General features: G+C 64.5%; 9 protein-coding genes. 4 read left to right on the top strand and 5 right to left on the bottom strand.

The features are described from left to right. Positions 1-100: 100 nt before the first annotated feature. The 3 genes from K1X11_RS12500 to K1X11_RS12510 all read right to left on the bottom strand — a co-directional run bounded on the left by K1X11_RS12500 (position 101) and on the right by K1X11_RS12510 (position 7,910). Positions 101-2,179, bottom strand: a complete 2,079-nt coding sequence (locus K1X11_RS12500; protein WP_221032833.1) for a PAS domain-containing hybrid sensor histidine kinase/response regulator — start codon at positions 2,177-2,179, stop codon at positions 101-103. A gap of 207 nt (positions 2,180-2,386) precedes the next feature. Beyond that, positions 2,387-3,433, bottom strand: coding sequence for a deoxyhypusine synthase family protein (locus K1X11_RS12505; RefSeq protein WP_221032832.1), 1,047 nt, complete (start codon positions 3,431-3,433; stop codon positions 2,387-2,389). A 55-nt stretch (positions 3,434-3,488) separates the two neighbouring features. Next, positions 3,489-7,910 (bottom strand): CHASE domain-containing protein, encoded by a 4,422-nt coding sequence (locus K1X11_RS12510; RefSeq protein ID WP_221032831.1) that lies wholly within the window; start codon positions 7,908-7,910, stop codon positions 3,489-3,491. Positions 7,911-8,038: 128 nt separating this feature from the next. On the opposite strand from K1X11_RS12510, the gene K1X11_RS12515 reads away from it, so the two are divergent. Then, positions 8,039-8,953 (top strand): DMT family transporter, encoded by a 915-nt coding sequence (locus tag K1X11_RS12515; RefSeq protein ID WP_221032830.1) that lies wholly within the window; start codon positions 8,039-8,041, stop codon positions 8,951-8,953. A gap of 49 nt (positions 8,954-9,002) precedes the next feature. Here K1X11_RS12515 and K1X11_RS12520 read toward each other — a convergent pair whose 3' ends face one another. Next, a complete protein-coding gene (locus tag K1X11_RS12520) occupies positions 9,003-9,797 on the bottom strand; it encodes a coiled-coil domain-containing protein (protein WP_221032829.1) in 795 nt (264 codons plus the stop codon). A gap of 82 nt (positions 9,798-9,879) precedes the next feature. On the opposite strand from K1X11_RS12520, the gene K1X11_RS12525 reads away from it, so the two are divergent. Then, the gene (locus K1X11_RS12525) at positions 9,880-11,775 is read left to right on the top strand and encodes an ABC-F family ATP-binding cassette domain-containing protein (RefSeq protein ID WP_221032828.1); all 1,896 of its coding nucleotides are present in this window, start codon (positions 9,880-9,882) and stop codon (positions 11,773-11,775) included. 115 nt (positions 11,776-11,890) lie between these two features. On the opposite strand, the gene K1X11_RS12530 is transcribed toward K1X11_RS12525, so the two are convergent. Beyond that, positions 11,891-12,559 (bottom strand): endonuclease III domain-containing protein, encoded by a 669-nt coding sequence (locus K1X11_RS12530; RefSeq protein ID WP_221032827.1) that lies wholly within the window; start codon positions 12,557-12,559, stop codon positions 11,891-11,893. A gap of 132 nt (positions 12,560-12,691) precedes the next feature. On the opposite strand from K1X11_RS12530, the gene K1X11_RS12535 reads away from it, so the two are divergent. Both K1X11_RS12535 and gcvP read left to right on the top strand, forming a co-directional pair. Beyond that, the gene (locus tag K1X11_RS12535; RefSeq protein WP_221032826.1) at positions 12,692-13,549 is read left to right on the top strand and encodes a PEP-CTERM sorting domain-containing protein; all 858 of its coding nucleotides are present in this window, start codon (positions 12,692-12,694) and stop codon (positions 13,547-13,549) included. 62 nt (positions 13,550-13,611) lie between these two features. Continuing rightward, positions 13,612-16,503: an aminomethyl-transferring glycine dehydrogenase gene (gene gcvP, locus K1X11_RS12540; protein WP_221032825.1), complete on the top strand. Its 2,892-nt coding sequence runs from the start codon at positions 13,612-13,614 to the stop codon at positions 16,501-16,503. The last annotated feature ends 27 nt before the right edge of the window (positions 16,504-16,530 follow it).

Below are 16,530 nucleotides of genomic sequence, written 5' to 3' on the forward strand. Positions count from 1 at the left end.
GCAGCGATCAGGGGGACAGGATGGGCCGACACACATGCATCAACCGGAATCGGTCGCTGCCGCCGTTTTTTTAGCGAAATCGCCCCGCGCCGACCGGAAATCAGGTCAACGCAAAGGGCGCCGCAGTGCCCGCCTCGTGACTGGCCAGCACCGCCCGCTCCAACACCTTGGCCAACTGCGGGATACGCACGGGCTTGGAAATGTAGTCATCCATGCCGCAGCGCAGGCACCGCTCGCGGTCGCCTTCCATCGCATTGGCCGTCAACGCGATGATCCACGGCCGATGCGCACCGGCGTCGCTGGCGGCGCGGATTTCACGGGTGGCGGCTTCGCCATCCATCGCCGGCATGTGCACATCCATGAGGATGACATCAAACTTGGTCTGCGCGGCCGCCGCCACGGCTTCGTTGCCATCGAGCGCCAACGACACGTCGCAGCCGAGGCGACGCAGCATGACCGCCGCCACCCGCTGGTTGACCAGGTTGTCCTCGGCCAACAGCACCTTCAGATTGCCAAAGGGCGGAGTCACCACCGGGTCGGTGCTCGCGGGGCCGGCCACGACGGGCGGTCGGCTCGGGGCCGACATCACCTCGGCTTCGACCGGCTCACCATCCGGCTCGGCCTGCGCCAGACGCAGCAAGGTCGCCAGGACCTGCGCGGGTTTGGCGGGCTTGGTCAAACTGGCCTGAAACAGCGCCCGTCCCGCGCCCAGATCCTGCAGGCAGAGCGACGACAGCATCACCAAAGGCAACTGGGCAAATGCCTCACGCCGACGAATCGCCTTGGCCAAATCAACGCCATCCATCTCCGGCATCTGCATGTCGAGAATGGCAAAATCGATGCGCCCGCCCCCATCGAGCACGGAGAGCGCCTCGCGGCCGGAGTTGGCCAGCACCGGCTGCATCCCGTGGTTGCGCGCCATGGTGCCGAGGATGCGGCGGTTGGTTTCATTGTCGTCGACGATGAGCAGGCGCCGCCCGGCCAGCACCGGACGCCCCGACTCCGTCGGCGGCACCACATCGGACGCCACCGGCTCGACCACCACGCTGAAGCGGAACACCGACCCTCGGCCCAACTCGCTCTCCACCTCGACTTCCCCGCCCATGAGCTCGATGAGGCGCTTGCTGATCGCGAGCCCGAGCCCCGTGCCGCCATAACGCCGGGTGGTGCTGGCATCGACCTGGTAAAAGGTTTCGAACAGTCGCGATACCGATGCATCCGGGATGCCGATGCCGGTGTCGCGCACCGAGAAGAGCAGGCGTTGGCGACCATCGGGTTGGAGTTCGCCAGTCGACACGGTCAGCGCCACTTCGCCCTCCTCCGTAAATTTCACCGCGTTGCCCAAGAGGTTTACCAACACCTGCCGCAGGCGCATGCAGTCCCCTTTCACGATCGACGGCACCGCGGGATGAATGTCGTAGAGGAAATCCAGGTTTCGCTTCGTCGCGCGCTGCGCGAAGATGTCGAGCGCGACCTCCACACAGTCCGAGAGCAGGAACTCCTCGTGCTCCACCTCGATGTGACCCGATTCGATTTTCGAGAAGTCGAGGATGTCGTTGATGACCGACATGAGCAGGTCGCCGCTCTGCCGAATGGTCTCCACGAACTCGCCCTGTTGTTCGTCCAAGGCAGTGTCACTCAACAGCGACGCCATACCGATCACCCCGTTCATCGGCGTGCGGATCTCGTGACTCATCATGGCGAGAAACTGACTTTTGGCGCGGTTGGCCGCCTCGGCGGCTTCCTTGGCCTTGCGCAGCGCCTCCTCCGCCTCCTTGCGCACGGAGATATCCTGCACGAATCCCTCGTAATACTGCACCTGTCCGTCGGGCCCCCGAACCGCCCGCGCCGATTCGCGAATCCAAATCACCGCCCCGTCCTTGCGCCGCACCTGATACTCCATGCCCTCAACCACCCCGTCGCGCTGCATGCGCTCGGCAAACTCCCGCCGTTTGGCCGGGTCGAAATAGATCAGTCGTGAAATATCGGATACAACCGACTGCGCCATCAACTCGTCCGGCCCCGCGTAGCCATACATCCGGGCGAGCGCCGGGTTGACCAGCAGATAGCGGCCATCCGGGGTCGATTGGAACACGCCTTCCACTGCGTTGTGCACGATACCGGCATAACGCTCGAACTCCGAGGGCAACCCGGCGGGGGCGGAGAAGTGGACAGACATAGAGCGGCACCTTGCCGCACGCCGCGTGCCATGCAAGTCGGTGCGTTCGACAGTTTTACCCTTTGATTACGGGCAAACGACTATAAGGCCCCTACCCCACCTATCGACCGACGCTCGAGGCCGCTTGAATTAAAAAATTTCACCCCGACCAGCGCGCGCCGGTCGGGGTGCAGAAGCTCGATTGAGCAGAAGTGGGCAGCGCCGGACTTATTCGCCCAGCACCCAGCTGAAGATGAGCGGAGCCACGATGGTGGCGTCGCTCTCCACGATAAATTTCGGCGTGGACGCGGCGAGTTTGCCCCAGGTGATCTTCTCGTTCGGCACCGCACCGGAGTAGCTGCCGTAGCTGGTGGTCGAATCGCTGATCTGGCAGAAGTAGCCCCACAGCGGCACGCCCGTGCGCTCGAGATCCTGGTGCAGCATCGGCACCACGCAGATCGGGAAGTCGCCGGCGATGCCACCACCGATCTGGAAGAAACCGATCGAGCCTTCGCCGTTTTTGAGCAGACGCGCCTTCTTGGTGTAAAGCTCGGCCAGCATCGTCATGTATTCGATACCGGTGCGCACGGTGTGCACGTTCTTCACGTCACCGCGGATGACCGCCGCCGCATACATGTTGCCGAGCGTGGCGTCTTCCCACCCCGGCACGATGATCGGCAGGTTCTTCTCCGCCGCGGCCAGCAACCAGGAATTCTTCGGGTCAATCTGATAGGACTTCTCCAGCTTCCCGCTGCGCAGGATGCGATACATGAACTCGTGCGGGAAGTAACGCTCGCCGGCGGCGTCGGCCGCCATCCACTCCTCCAGCACCGCTTTTTCGATGCGACGCATGGCCTCCATCTCGGGAATGCAGGTGTCGGTCACCCGGTTCATGTGACGATCAAGCAGTGCCTGCTCGTCGGTGGCGGTCAGATCGCGGTAGTGCGGCACCCGCTCGTAATAGTCGTGTGCCACCAAATTGAATACATCCTCCTCGAGATTGGCGCCGGTGCAGACAATGCCATGCACCTTGTCCTGACGGATCATCTCCGCGAGCGAGATACCGAGCTCGGCGGTGGACATCGCGCCGGCGAGCGTGACGAACATTTTGCCGCCGGCCTTGAGGTGGTCTTCGTAACCTTTGGCCGCATCGAGCAGGGCCGCGGAGTTGAAGTGCCGGTAGTGGTGCGCAATGAACTTCGAGATCGGTCCCTTGCGGGCGGCTCGCTTGGCATTGAGGTCTTCGGGGCGCTGCTTCTGACGTTTGGCTTTCATATTGAAGGCCCAACCTAGCGACTGCCGGAAGGTGCAGAAGCACAAAAGTGTAAAATCAGCGCACCGCCGTCTTCAGCTCCGCCATGCGCAACTCGGCCCGTTCACTGAGCACCCGGCTAGCCTCTGCCAACTCCGGCCACAGCTCCTGCGCCGCCGTCCGATCCCCCTCCTTGACCCGCTTCTCCATGTAAATCGCCAGACGCCGCACCCGCTGCCCCCCAAAGGTCGCCGCCGAGCCCCCGAATTGGTGCACCTTCTGCGCAAATGCCTCCCATTCCCCCTCGTCCCGCAGGGCCGCCAGCACAGCCAACTCGTCCGCCCAACTGGCCACGAACCCCCGGGCCACAAAGGTAAAAACATCCAAGCCCGGCTCGGCCTCGATCTCACAGAGCTCCGCCACCACCTCCTCGTCGAGCACGTCGGCCGCGCTCTCTTCGTGGATCCCATCCGTCTTCCGGGCCGGACCCATCGCCATCGCCGCCCGCTGCACCACCCCACGCAAGGCCGCCGTCACCTCGCGCGCCCGCAGCGGCTTGGTCAAATAATCATCCATGCCCGCATCGATACATCGCTGCCGGTCCCCCTCCATCGCGTAAGCCGTGAGCGCCACCACCGGAATCCTGGGATCCACCCCCGGCACGTCGCCGGCCCGCAACTTGCGCGTAGCCGTGAAACCATCGAGCACCGGCATCTGGCAGTCCATCAACACCACATCGAAGCGCGCCACGCTCAGTGTATCCAATCCTTCCTGACCGTTGTTGGCCACGGTCACCGTGTGGCCCATGCGCCGGAGCATCAGCGTCGCCACTTCCTGATTCGCCCGATTGTCCTCCACCAGCAGAATCTCCAACGGCCCCGGCCCGGACGGTTCCTTCGCCGGCGTCTCCGCCGAACCGATACGCGTCCGCTCCGCCCGCACGGCCGCCGGCTTGGCCACAGCCGTCAATCCGCCGGGCACCGGGCGCACACCCACCGGCAGCGAAAGCTCCACCCAGAAGGTCGAGCCGACCCCGAGCTCACTCTCCACACCAACGCGCCCGCCCATGAGCTCGATGATCTGCCGCGAGATCGACAGCCCCAGCCCCGTGCCGCCCTGCGCCCGTGAGTCGGATCCATCCACCTGCACAAAGGATTCAAACAACCGTTCCAGCATGTCCGCGGGGATGCCACAGCCCGTATCCTCAACCTCGATACGCATCTGGCGCCGACTCGACAACGAGCTCAGGTCGCGCAGCCGCAACGACACCGTGCCGGCATCGGTAAACTTGAGGGCATTGCCCAGCAGATTGATCACCACCTGCCGCAGACGCCCCTCGTCGCCACTCACCCACCAGTCGCTGCCCGGCGGGATCTCGCAGCGCAGCGCAACATGTTTCGACTCGGCCCGCGGCACCAACAACTCGATCGCTTCGCGCAGCAGCGTCGCGAGATCGAAATCCGCCACGCTCAGACGCATCTTCCCGGCCTCCACCTTGGAGAGGTCCAGGATGTCGTTGATGATCGTGAGCAGATTTTCGCCGCTCTGCCGGATCACCTCGATCATGCGATGGTGCTCCGGGTGGGTGACCATGCCCGACAGCATGTCCGCCATGCCGATCACCCCGTTCATCGGCGTGCGCAGTTCGTGGCTGACGTTGGCCAAAAATTCCGACTTGAGGCGCGACAGGGCGATGGCGTCGTCCCGCGCCTGCGCCAGACCCTTCTCGTATTCGCGGTTGCGGGTCACATCGATGCGGATCGAGACGTAGCGGCGCACCTCTCCGTCGACATTGAGCTCCGGCACGATCAATGTATCCACCCAGTAATTACGCCCGTCCTTGGTGCGATTGCAGATATCCCCGTGCCAGTTGTAACCGCCGCGGATTGTTTTCCACAACTTGCGGAAGAACTCCGGCGCATGCTCGCCGGAGTTGAGGATGCTGTGGTTCTGGCCCACCAACTCGTCGTGAGTGTAACCGGAATTTTCGCAGAACTTGCGGTTCGCGTAGAGAATCGTGCCATTCAGATCCGACACTGAAATCTCCACAAATTGATCGAGCGCCTGCTTGAGCATGGAGAGCTCAATCATCGCCGCACGGCGGCTCGCCTCGGCTTGCTTGTGGCTGGTGAGGTCCTGCGCCACGCCGAGGAATCCGGTCACTTCGCCGGCCTCATTGCGGATCGCGGTGACGGACAATTTAACCGGCACCTTCACCCCATCACTGCGCACGTAGGTCCACTCGCGTTCGTCCTTCAATCCGCGCAGGGCCAGCGCGACAAACACCCCCATATCGGCCGCCACCGGTTCGCCAAATTTGCGCGAGAGGGCCGCGGCTTCCCGCTCCACTTCCTCGACGAGGTGAAACCCCTCCGGCGTCCGCCGGCCAATCACCTCACTGGCCGCATAACCCAACATCCGTTCCGCCCCCCGGTTGAAGCTGCGGATGATCCCCTGCAGATCCACGCTGATGAACGCGAAATTATTGCTGTCCAAGACCCCGCGTTGCAGCGCGATCAATTCGGCCATTTGAGCCTGCGCTTTTTCGAGCTCGGTGGTGCGTTCGGTCACCAGCACCTGCGCCCGTTGCTGGGACACTTGGAGCAAGGTCGCCATTCCCGCTGCAGCCAAGACTGCCAACGCCAACCCCGCCCCGATCCAGGACGAGGTCACCGCCCCCGCCCCGGCAAATTTCTCCGTCTTGCGCCAACCCAGCGTGAACGATTCTCCGCCCAGCTTGAGCTCCCGCACCGCTGCGTAGGCCGCACCGGCATCTTGCGTCGGACCGCCCGCATACAGCAAATCTCCCGGAGCCGTGGAGCTGCCTTCAAACAAATCCAGCGTGAGCTCCTGCGTGAGACTCGGCAGCACGCCCTCGACAAAACTCTCGGTCACAAACGGCGCATACACCCAGTGCCGAAATGCAGCGCGTCGCTCCGCCACCGTAGTGGTCGGCCAGCCATTCGCATACACCGGCAGGTAGAGCAAAAAGCCCGCGCGCTTTCGCCCATCCTGCACCAGGACGATCCGCCTGGTCAGCCGAGCCTCGCCGCTATCGCGCGCCAACAGCGCCGCCGCCCGCCGGTTGGCCTCCGAGCCTACATCCAATCCCAGCGCCGCTCCATTGGCCGACTCCGGCTCGATGTAGCCGATCACCAAGTGCCTCGGATCCCCCGCCGCTACGACCGGCCTCTCCACGCCCGGCACCTCGTGCACCGCCAAGTCGCCGGCTCGCGCCGCCGCCATTTGCACCCGAAACGCCGGCAGGTCCGCCTCCTCCACCGGCCAGATCACCCCCACGCCACGGATTCCGGGAAACGATTCCGGCAACCTCAGCGCATCCGCAAACCGTCGCCACTGCGCCGCATCCACATCGCCCGTCGTATGAAACAACGCCTCTCCCGCCCGGAGCGCTTCGACATAAATCGTCATCCGGTCCTCCAGCGCATCCATCGTGTTGACGACCTCCGCATCCAGATGGGCCACCTCCGCCCGCACTTCCGTGCGCCGGTGCAAATGGTAAACCACCGCACTCAAACTCCACCCGGTCAGCAATACCACCGCGCCCAACCGGAACGTCCCCAGCATCCGAAACAGCGGCAGCGCCAACGCCGTCGCGATCACACTGGCCAGGAACACCTCCATGCTCAGCAGGCCTTCGTTCAGCTGATCCCCATAAAACGGTCCCCGACCCGTAGCGGTGGCCAGCACCGCCGCCACCGCGATGAGCATCACGACCAACTGCACGCCCATACGCCCGCCCCAGTGTTTGCCGAGCAAGAGCGGCGGAAACAGCAGAAACAACCAACCTCCCGGCTCGCTCGGCCAGAGCGCCACCCCCGCCGCCAACACGGTCGCCCCCACCAGTCCGGCCAATCGTCCGAGATTTCGCCACAGCGGCTCCGCCTCACCGCGGCTTCGCCACCACGTCTCCAAGGTCGAGACGAGCAATACGATGCCAAACACATCCCCCACCCACCACGTGAGCGCCACGACCGGCAGGTCAGTTGTCGGAACCACCCCCACGCCCCACAGGATTCCGACGCCCAAAACCATATTGGGCAGCGCCCCCGCCACGGCTGCCACCAACCACGAAACGACTTCGGCCAGCCGCCGCGAACGCAGCACCGTGCGCGCGCCGACGCGACGGATCACCTCCGCCCCGATCCAGGCTTCCACGCCCGGCCCCAATGCCGCCACCCAGGATTCCGCGCCCAGACCCGTATTCACCCGGCTGAGGAACGCGCCCAACACCACGCCCCACAACATCCGGCGCCCGCCGCGCAACACCATCCATACGCCGAGGCCCGCCGCCGGCCACACCGGCGACGCCATGCCGCTCACCGAGCTGACCAAGAGCCCCAACTCACTGAGCCCCCACACCAGCAAGGCCCCTGCGATCACCAGACGCCAAGACGCCCGCGGCGGCGCATCCATTGATGCAGCCGCCCCGCCAAACGGCGAATTCGAGCCGAAAGCGTTCCAGGCAGAGAAGGACATGAGACTGGGGCTCTACATCGGCGCGCGACCGCCAAACTGAAACGACCTTACGCCACCGCCCCGGTTGGCAGCTTGCGCCCGCGATCCGTTCTTTCCACACACAGCCTCGACCCTGCCGCCCACGCCCCATGTTCGCCTCCCTGCTCACCACCGTCTTTTTCTCGTTCTCGGCGATCTTCGCCACGCGATCGATCAAGACGATCGGGTCCACCACCGCCAACCTGGGCCGACTCGCCCTCGCGATGTTTTTCCTCGGGCTCTACGCCCACCTGTTCGGCATCGGTCTCGGCGGCGCGGGTCGCGACTGGTTCCTCCTCAGCGGCGTCATCGGCATGGGGCTCGGCGACCTCGCGCTCTTCGCCGCCCTGCCCCGCCTCGGCTCTCGCCTCACCGTGCTCATGTGCCAATGCATCGCCGTGCCGGTCGCCATGCAGGCCGAATGGATGTGGATGGGCACCCGCCTCACCCTCGGGCAAATCAGCTGGGCCTTCGTCATCCTCGTCGGTGTGACCGTCGCCCTCATGCCCTCGCGGCGCGATCCGCCCAAGGTGCCGGTCACGCGACTGGGCCTGTTGTTTGGCTTCCTCGCCGCCGTCGGCCAAGGCCTCGGTGCCGTCGTCAGCCGCCACGCCTACGAGGTCACCACCGCCGCCGGTTCGAGTATCGACGGCGTCAACGCCGCCTACCAGCGCATCACCGGCGGCCTATGCATCACCGCCGCCTACTTTATCATTCGTCACCTTGCCCAGCGCCGCCGCGAAACCGCCGTCACCGCGACACCACCGCTCGACCGCTCCACCCGGCTGCGGGGCTGGGCGCTCATTTTGGCCAACGCGCTCTGCGGGCCGACCCTCGGCGTGAGCTGCTACCAATGGGCCCTCGCGACCACGCCTTCCGGCATCGTGTTGCCCATCGTGGCCACGACGCCACTGGTGATCATCCCGCTCAGTTACTGGATCGAGGGCGACCGTCCCAGCCGCCGCTCCGTGGTCGGCGGCATCATCGCCGTCGCCGGCGTGGTGGCCCTCACCCTCGTGCGTTAGCCAGCGCAGGGTGGGCGCGGACGTCCCCGGGGCGGGCGGCGAGCGCCGATCAATACGGCGCGATTTCCGCCAGCTCCGCCTCCTTCTGGCTCTCCGCCTCGGCGCGCTGGCTATCGTGCTCGAGCTGGGCTTCGTCCAGCCGGCGGGCGATGGCATTGAGCTTTTCATCGCGCTGCGCTTCCAGCTCCGCCAGACGCGGATCCCCGGCCACCCCGTAGCTGCTGCTGCGTCCGGCCGCCACGTCCTCCTGGATCTGCAGAACGAGCCGCGCCACCTCACGATCGTAGAGGTTGTGCGCCTGCCGCTCCTCGCGCTGCAGCTCGATGCGCGCGAGTTCCCATTCGTGACTCAGCGCGTCAAACCGCTCCTGCCAGCGCTGCTCGATCTTCACCGACTTGCTGAGATACTCCCGCATCTGCCGGTTCTGATCCTCGTCCCCCACGTCGAGCGTGCGGGCGTGCACCGCCGTTTCGTCGGCCACCCGCTGACGCTGGATGGCGTTCTCCGCCTGCGTCTGCGCCGCATCGATCAACGGAATCGTGCGCCACTGCAGCTCGGCCTCTGCCTCCGCCAGGGCATACTGCGCCTCCACCACCGAACCATCCCGCTGCATCGCCGCCGGCGTGATGCCTCGCTTGAGCTCCGCGATACGACCGCGCGCCTCATCCCGCGCCTCCAGCCGCTGCCGATCGAAGTCCAACTGCACCTGACGCAACTGGTCCTGCGCCTTGCGACCGATGTCCTGCACCTGACGCAGCACGCTCGCATCCTGCGCGAACAGGCTGGTGGCAAAAATGACGGCGGCGAGCACGAGGCCCGACCCGCGCCGTCCGAAAAGAGGCAAAGAGAAGATCATACTCACCCATTCGCCAACCGCATCGCGACTGTTGCAAAGCGCGCCCCCGGCCCTTTGCGTGCCCGACTCCATGCTTACGATCGCAGATGTCGCCAAGTCCTACGGCACCCGGGAACTCTTCTCCGAGGTGTCGCTCTTCATCGCGCGCAGCGATCGCTTCGGCCTCGTCGGCCCCAACGGCGCCGGCAAGTCGACGCTGTTTAACCTCATCCTCGGTCACGAGTCGCCCGACGAGGGCATGATCGAGTGGGAACGCGGCGCCGACTTCGGCTTCCTGCCGCAGGAAAGCGCCCCCGTCGGCGACGAGACCATCATCGGCATCGCCACCGGCGGCGCCAAACTCGACCTCGAGGGCGACGACGACGAGGACTACGACATCGATTGGACCCTCGAACCGCGCGCCCGCAAAATCCTCGCCGGCCTCGGCTTCAAGGACCCCGACATGGACCTGCCCGCCAAGTCCTTCTCCGGCGGCTGGATCATGCGCGCCCATCTCGCCCGCCTGCTCGTTTCCGAGCCCACCCTCCTGCTGCTCGACGAGCCGACCAATCACCTCGACCTCGAAGCCCTGCTCTGGCTGCAGGACTACCTCACCCGCTACCCCGGCGGCCTGCTGGTCATCTCCCACGACCGCGCCTTCCTCAACGCCCTCTGCAACGGCATCCTCGAACTGCGCGGCGCCACCCTGCACAAATACACCGGCAACTACGACGACTACCTCGAGCAAAAGGACGCCCGCCACGAGCAACTCCTCTCGCTCTACAAGTCGCAACAGCGCGAAATCGCCCACCAGCAGAAGTTCGTCGACCGCTTCGGCGCCAAGGCCTCCATGGCCACCCGCGCCAAGTCCAAGGAGAAGCACATCGCCCGCCTCAAAGAGGAGGCCATCGACTCCCCCGAGGAAGACCTGCGCCGCATCAATTTCCGTTTCCCGCAACCCGCCCGCTCCGGCCTCAAGGTCGTCGAGCTCGAACACGTTGAACAGGCCTACGGCGACCACGTGGTGTATGAGGATCTCAACTTCACCTCCGAACGCGGTGAAAAGATCGTGCTCGTCGGCCCCAACGGCGCCGGCAAATCCACCCTGCTCAAAATCCTCGGTGACGTGATCCCCATCCGCGGCGGCACCCGCGAACTCGGCGCTAACGTCACCGCTGGCTACTTTGCTCAAAACCGCGCCGACAACCTCAACCTCGAGGCCACCGTGCTCGCCAACATGATGGACTTGCGCACGGCCGAGAACGACCTCACCGAGCAACAGGCCCGCGCCCTCCTCGGCGCCTTCCTCTTCCGCAAAGACGACGTTTTCAAAAAAGTCAGCGTGCTCTCCGGCGGCGAAAAATCCCGCCTCGCCCTCGCCCGCCTGCTCATCAACCCGCCCAACCTGCTGTTGATGGACGAGCCCACCACCCACCTCGACATCCCGTCGATCGACGCGCTCATCACCGCGCTCAAAGGCTTCACCGGCACCCTCATCTTCATTTCCCACGACGTGTATTTCATCCGGCAACTCGCCGAGACCGTGCTCCACGTCCACAGCGGCCGCCTCACCCGCTACGCCGGCAACTACGACTACTACCTGGAAAAATCCCAGGCCACCGGCGCCCGCGAAGCCCTCACCGCCGGCTTCACCCAAGCCCGTCCCTCCCAAGGTTCGGGCGGCGGCAACTCCGGCGCCGGCAAAGGCCAGCGCGCCGACGATCGCGCCGCCAAAAAGGAACGGGAAAAACAACTCCGCGACCTGCGCAGCGCCGTGAGCGCCGCCGAAAAACGCGTCGTCGACCTCGAGACCCAACAGGCCGAACTCACCGCCGAACTCGAAGACCCCGCGACCTACGACGACCCCGGCAAAGCCCAGCACCTCAACCGCGAACTCAGCGCGGTCACGGATCAACTCACCGCCGCCAACACCGACTGGGAAACCGCCGCCGAAAAACTCCTCGAACTCGAATCCGAGGAAGGCTGAGGGGTCGGCCCAGCGAAGAGTCGGGCATAAAGCCCGACCCACATGACAGGAACCCTATCTAAATTGTGGGTCGGGCTTTACGCCCGACATCCTGTTCCGTCGGCCCGCCCCCCCGTTACTTCACCCGCTTCGCCACCCGTTTCCGTTTCGCCGCTGGCGCCGGACCATTCAGGTGCGCACAGATCTCGCAGGTGTGCCCATCACACCCGCGCGCCGAGCAATGCTCGCGACCGTAGAAAATGATCTGCAGGTGCAGCTTGTTCCAACTCTCCATGGGGAAGAGCCGCTTCAGATCCTGCTCCACTCGCACCACCGTCGCGCCCTGCGGTGTGAGTTTCCAACGCTGAGCGAGTCGATGGATGTGGGTGTCGACCGGAAACGCCGGCACTCCAAACGCCTGCGCCATCACCACCGAAGCCGTTTTGTGCCCCACCCCCGGCAACGCCTCAAGGGCTTCGAAAGAGGCCGGCACCTTGCCGTCATGATCGGTCATGAGGATCTCGGACAGCTTCCAAATCGCCTGCGCCTTTCGCGGCGCGAGACCACACGGCCGCACGATATCGTTAATGTCATCCACCGACAGAAGCACCATCGACTGCGGCGTCGAAGCCCGGTTAAAAAGCGCCGGCGTGGTCAAATTCACCCGCTTGTCCGTGCACTGCGCAGAGAGCAAAACCGCGATCAGCAACGTGTAAGCATCCGAATGGTCCAACGGAATCGGCGTCTCTGGGTATAACCCCCCAAGGCACTGTTCTACATAAGAGGCTCTCTCCGAACGAGTCATAAGGCGAAATAAGGGCTGTTACTCAAATTTGACGCAATATCCGGCCCTGAAAACTTGCTGCTTTGGCCCGCCACTTGCAGCGTCATTCCCAATACATTCTTCCAGACCCGTTCAGGCCCACTTCGCTCAGCCATGAGATTTTCCCTTTTTCCGCTTTTGCTCGCCGGTCTTCTTTCGTCAGCCCAAGGCCAATTCGTGTCTATTTCGGATGATTTTTCGAACAACGGATCACTAGGAGGAAGCACTCCAGACAGCGGTGTTGGCAACTGGGAATCCAATGACTCAGATCCTGCAATTTCCGTCACCGGTGGCGAAGCGCTGGTCGCCGCCGGATCTGGAGAGATGGTTCAACTGAACTTTTACGACGGCAGCGGCGACCTTTCGTCGGGAACATACTACTACGGCTTCAGTTTCCGAGTGGATGATTCGGGATCAATAAGCACCAACAACACCGTTCAGGCTGTAACCGGTTTTAGACAAGGAACCGTAGGTAGTGGCACCTACGCACTCTCATTCGGAATTTTTCGTCCTTCGACAGCTACACAAAACAATAGTGGTGTCCCCAACACCTCGACGAGCCAGTTTGCAGTGGGGTTTTTCGATGGCGCCTCCCTCAACGGATCCACCAACAGCCTAACTTCATGGGGCAGTGCTCTAGACCGTGGAACCAATTACCGGGCAGTCATCTCATTTGACCTTGAAAACAATGGGGCGGAACTCTGGATCGATCCAACAAGTTCATCCTCGTCATCGATCACCTTGACCGGAATTACGAGCGACACCCGCGGTATTTTTCTTAGGCAAGCAAGCGGTTCTCATGGAGATGTCTACTTCGATGACGTGTTAGTCGCGCAGTCATTTGAGGGCGCCCTCTCCGCCGTCCCCGAGCCTTCCACCTACGCGGCGATCGCGGGTGCCGCCATGCTCGGCTTCGCGGTATATCGCCGCCGCCGCCAACAACGCAACTCGGTGGCGGCCGCCGCGGCTTAATTCCGTCGCGTTCATCTTCTTTCAATTTGCCGGACGGTAGGCCCCGCCTACCGTCCGTTTTTATGTCCGACTCTGCGAACGACCTTTCGTCGCTCTCCTCCCTCCTGCCGCCGCCCGATAGCTTTGCCCGCCGCCACAACGGCCCCGATGCCGCCGAACAGGCGCGCATGCTTGAAGTCCTCGGCCAAAGCTCCCTCGACGCCCTCGTCGATACCGCCGTCCCGGCCGACATCCGTCGCGACGGCCTCGACCTGCCACCCGCCCTGGGTGAATCCGCCGCGCTCGCCGAACTCCGCGAGATCGCCGACAAAAACCAAGTCTTCCGCTCCTTCATCGGCCAGGGTTACTACGGCACCCATACCCCCGCCGTCATCCAACGCACCATTCTGGAAAACCCGGGGTGGTATACGGCCTACACGCCCTACCAGGCCGAGATTTCCCAGGGCCGTCTCGAGGCCCTGCTGAATTTCCAAACCCTCGTCACCGACCTCACCGGTCTCGAGATCGCCAACGCCTCCATGCTCGACGAGGGCACCGCCGCCGCCGAAGCCATGATGATGGCCCACCGTCTCCGCCGCGGCAAAGGCTCCACCTTCTTCGTCTCGGAAAAGTGCCACCCGCAAACGATCGACATCGTCCGCACCCGCGCCGAGCCCCTCGGCCTCACCATCACCGTCGGTGACCACACCACCTTCGCGCCCGACGCCGATACCGTGGGCGTGCTCGTGCAATACCCCGACACCACCGGCGACATCCTCGACTTCACCGACTTCTTCGCCGCTGCCCACGCGGTCAAAGCCTACACCGTCGTCGCCACCGATCTGCTCGCACTCACCCTCCTGCGCCCGCCCGGCGAGTTTGGCGCCGACATCGCCGTCGGCTCCGCTCAACGCTTCGGCGTGCCCATGGGCTTCGGCGGACCGCACGCCGGTTTCCTCGCCACCAAAGACGACTTCAAACGCCAGATGCCCGGCCGCCTCGTCGGCGTCTCCAAGGACGCCCAGGGCAACCCCGCCATGCGCCTCGCCCTCGGCACCCGCGAGCAACACATCCGCCGCGACAAAGCCACGTCCAACATCTGCACCGCCCAGGTCCTCCTCGGCGTGATGGCTTCGATGTATGCCGTCTATCACGGCCCCACCGGCCTGCGCACCATCGCCCGCCGCACCAAGCTCCTCACCGAGCTGCTCGCCGCAGGCCTGCGCACCGCCGGCGCCACCGTCAACACCGCCCCGGTCTTCGACACCCTCACCATCGGCAACGTCGCCGCCGATCGCGTGCACGCCGCCGCCACCGCGCAGCGCCTCAACCTGCGCGCGATCGACACCCACACCGTCGCGATCTCGCTCGACGAAACCACCACCCTCGAAGACCTCCACAGCCTTCTGCGCTGCTTCAACGAGTCGGTCCACCTGCCCGACCTCACTTCCCCTTCATCTTTCGACTTAAACTCGGCGCAGTTCACTGCGCCGTTCGCCCGCACCAGCGCCTTCCTCGAAGCCCCCGTCTTCAATCAACACCACACCGAGCACGAGCTGCTGCGCTACATCAAGCAACTCGAGGCCAAGGACCTCTCCCTGTGCCACTCGATGATCTCGCTCGGCTCGTGCACCATGAAGCTCAACGCCGCCAGCGAGATGTTCCCCGTCTCCTGGCCGCAGTTCGGTACCCTGCACCCCTTCGCCCCGGCGGAGCAAACCCGCGGTTACGCCCACCTCGTCGCCGACCTCGAGCAATGGCTCGCCGAGATCACCGGCTTCGCCGCCGTGTCCCTCCAGCCCAACGCCGGCTCGCAGGGTGAATACGCCGGCCTGCTCGCCATCCGCGCCTACCACGCCGCCCGCGGTGAGCCCGACCGCACCGTCTGCCTCATCCCCACCAGCGCTCACGGCACCAATCCCGCCAGCGCCGTGATGGGCGGCATGCAGGTCGTGCCCGTCGCCTGCGACGACGCCGGCAACATCGACCTCACCGACCTCCGCGCCAAGATCGAGCAACACGCCGCCAAACTCGGCGCGCTCATGGTCACCTACCCATCGACTCACGGCGTATTCGAATCAACGATACGCGAGATCTGCGAGCTGGTGCACGCCGCCGGTGGTCAGGTTTACATGGACGGCGCCAATATGAACGCCCAGGTCGGCCTCACGTCGCCCGGCCACATCGGCGCCGACGTCTGCCACCTCAACCTGCACAAAACCTTCTGCATCCCCCACGGTGGCGGCGGACCCGGCGTCGGCCCCATTGCGGTCGCCGCCCACCTCGCCCCCCACCTGCCCGGTCACGTCAACTGGGGTTCGACCGATGGACGCGTCGGCGCGGTCAGCGCCGCGCCCTATGGTTCCGCCAGCATTCTCGTCATCTCCTGGATGTATATCCGCATGATGGGCGCCGCCGGACTCACCGAGGCCACCAAGCTCGCTATCCTCAACGCCAATTACGTGGCCAAGCGCCTCGATCCGCACTTCCCCGTGCTCTACCGTGGCAATGAGGGCCTCGTCGCCCACGAGTGCATCATCGACCTGCGCGCCTGGAAGGCCCACGGCCTCGAGGTCGAAGACGCCGCCAAGCGACTCATCGACTACGGTTTCCACGCCCCGACCATGAGTTTCCCGGTGGCCGGCACGTTCATGATCGAGCCCACCGAGAGCGAATCCCTGGCCGAGCTCGATCGCTTCTGCGACGCCCTCATCGCCATCCACGGCGAAATGCAAGCGGTGGTGCACGGCGAGTCCGACGCGACCAACAACCCGTTGGTGAATGCGCCGCACACCGCTCAAGCCCTCGCGGCCGGGACCTGGGATCATCCCTACTCCCGCGAGACGGCGGCCTTCCCGGCTCCGTGGACCCGCAACAGCAAGTTCTGGCCCGCCGTCGGCCGCGTCGACAACGTTTACGGCGACCGCAATCTCGTCTGCTCCTGCATCGGCATGGCCGCCTTCGCCGAGAACTAACGCCTCCACTCGCTCACGCTCGTAGCT

Origin of the sequence: Actomonas aquatica (genome assembly GCF_019679435.2) — a bacterium.
In the GTDB taxonomy this organism is placed as follows: domain Bacteria; phylum Verrucomicrobiota; class Verrucomicrobiia; order Opitutales; family Opitutaceae; genus Actomonas; species Actomonas aquatica.

Excerpts from the sequence above, each read along its gene's own strand:
- K1X11_RS12500 (WP_221032833.1), bottom strand. The coding sequence starts at position 2,179 with ATGTCTGTCCACTTCTCCGCCCCCGCCGGGTTGCCCTCGGAGTTCGAG.
- K1X11_RS12505 (WP_221032832.1), bottom strand. The coding sequence starts at position 3,433 with ATGAAAGCCAAACGTCAGAAGCAGCGCCCCGAAGACCTCAATGCCAAG.
- K1X11_RS12510 (WP_221032831.1), bottom strand. The coding sequence starts at position 7,910 with ATGTCCTTCTCTGCCTGGAACGCTTTCGGCTCGAATTCGCCGTTTGGC.
- K1X11_RS12515 (WP_221032830.1), top strand. The coding sequence starts at position 8,039 with ATGTTCGCCTCCCTGCTCACCACCGTCTTTTTCTCGTTCTCGGCGATC.
- K1X11_RS12525 (WP_221032828.1), top strand. The coding sequence starts at position 9,880 with ATGCTTACGATCGCAGATGTCGCCAAGTCCTACGGCACCCGGGAACTC.
- K1X11_RS12530 (WP_221032827.1), bottom strand. The coding sequence starts at position 12,559 with ATGACTCGTTCGGAGAGAGCCTCTTATGTAGAACAGTGCCTTGGGGGG.
- K1X11_RS12535 (WP_221032826.1), top strand. The coding sequence starts at position 12,692 with ATGAGATTTTCCCTTTTTCCGCTTTTGCTCGCCGGTCTTCTTTCGTCA.
- gcvP (WP_221032825.1), top strand. The coding sequence starts at position 13,612 with ATGTCCGACTCTGCGAACGACCTTTCGTCGCTCTCCTCCCTCCTGCCG.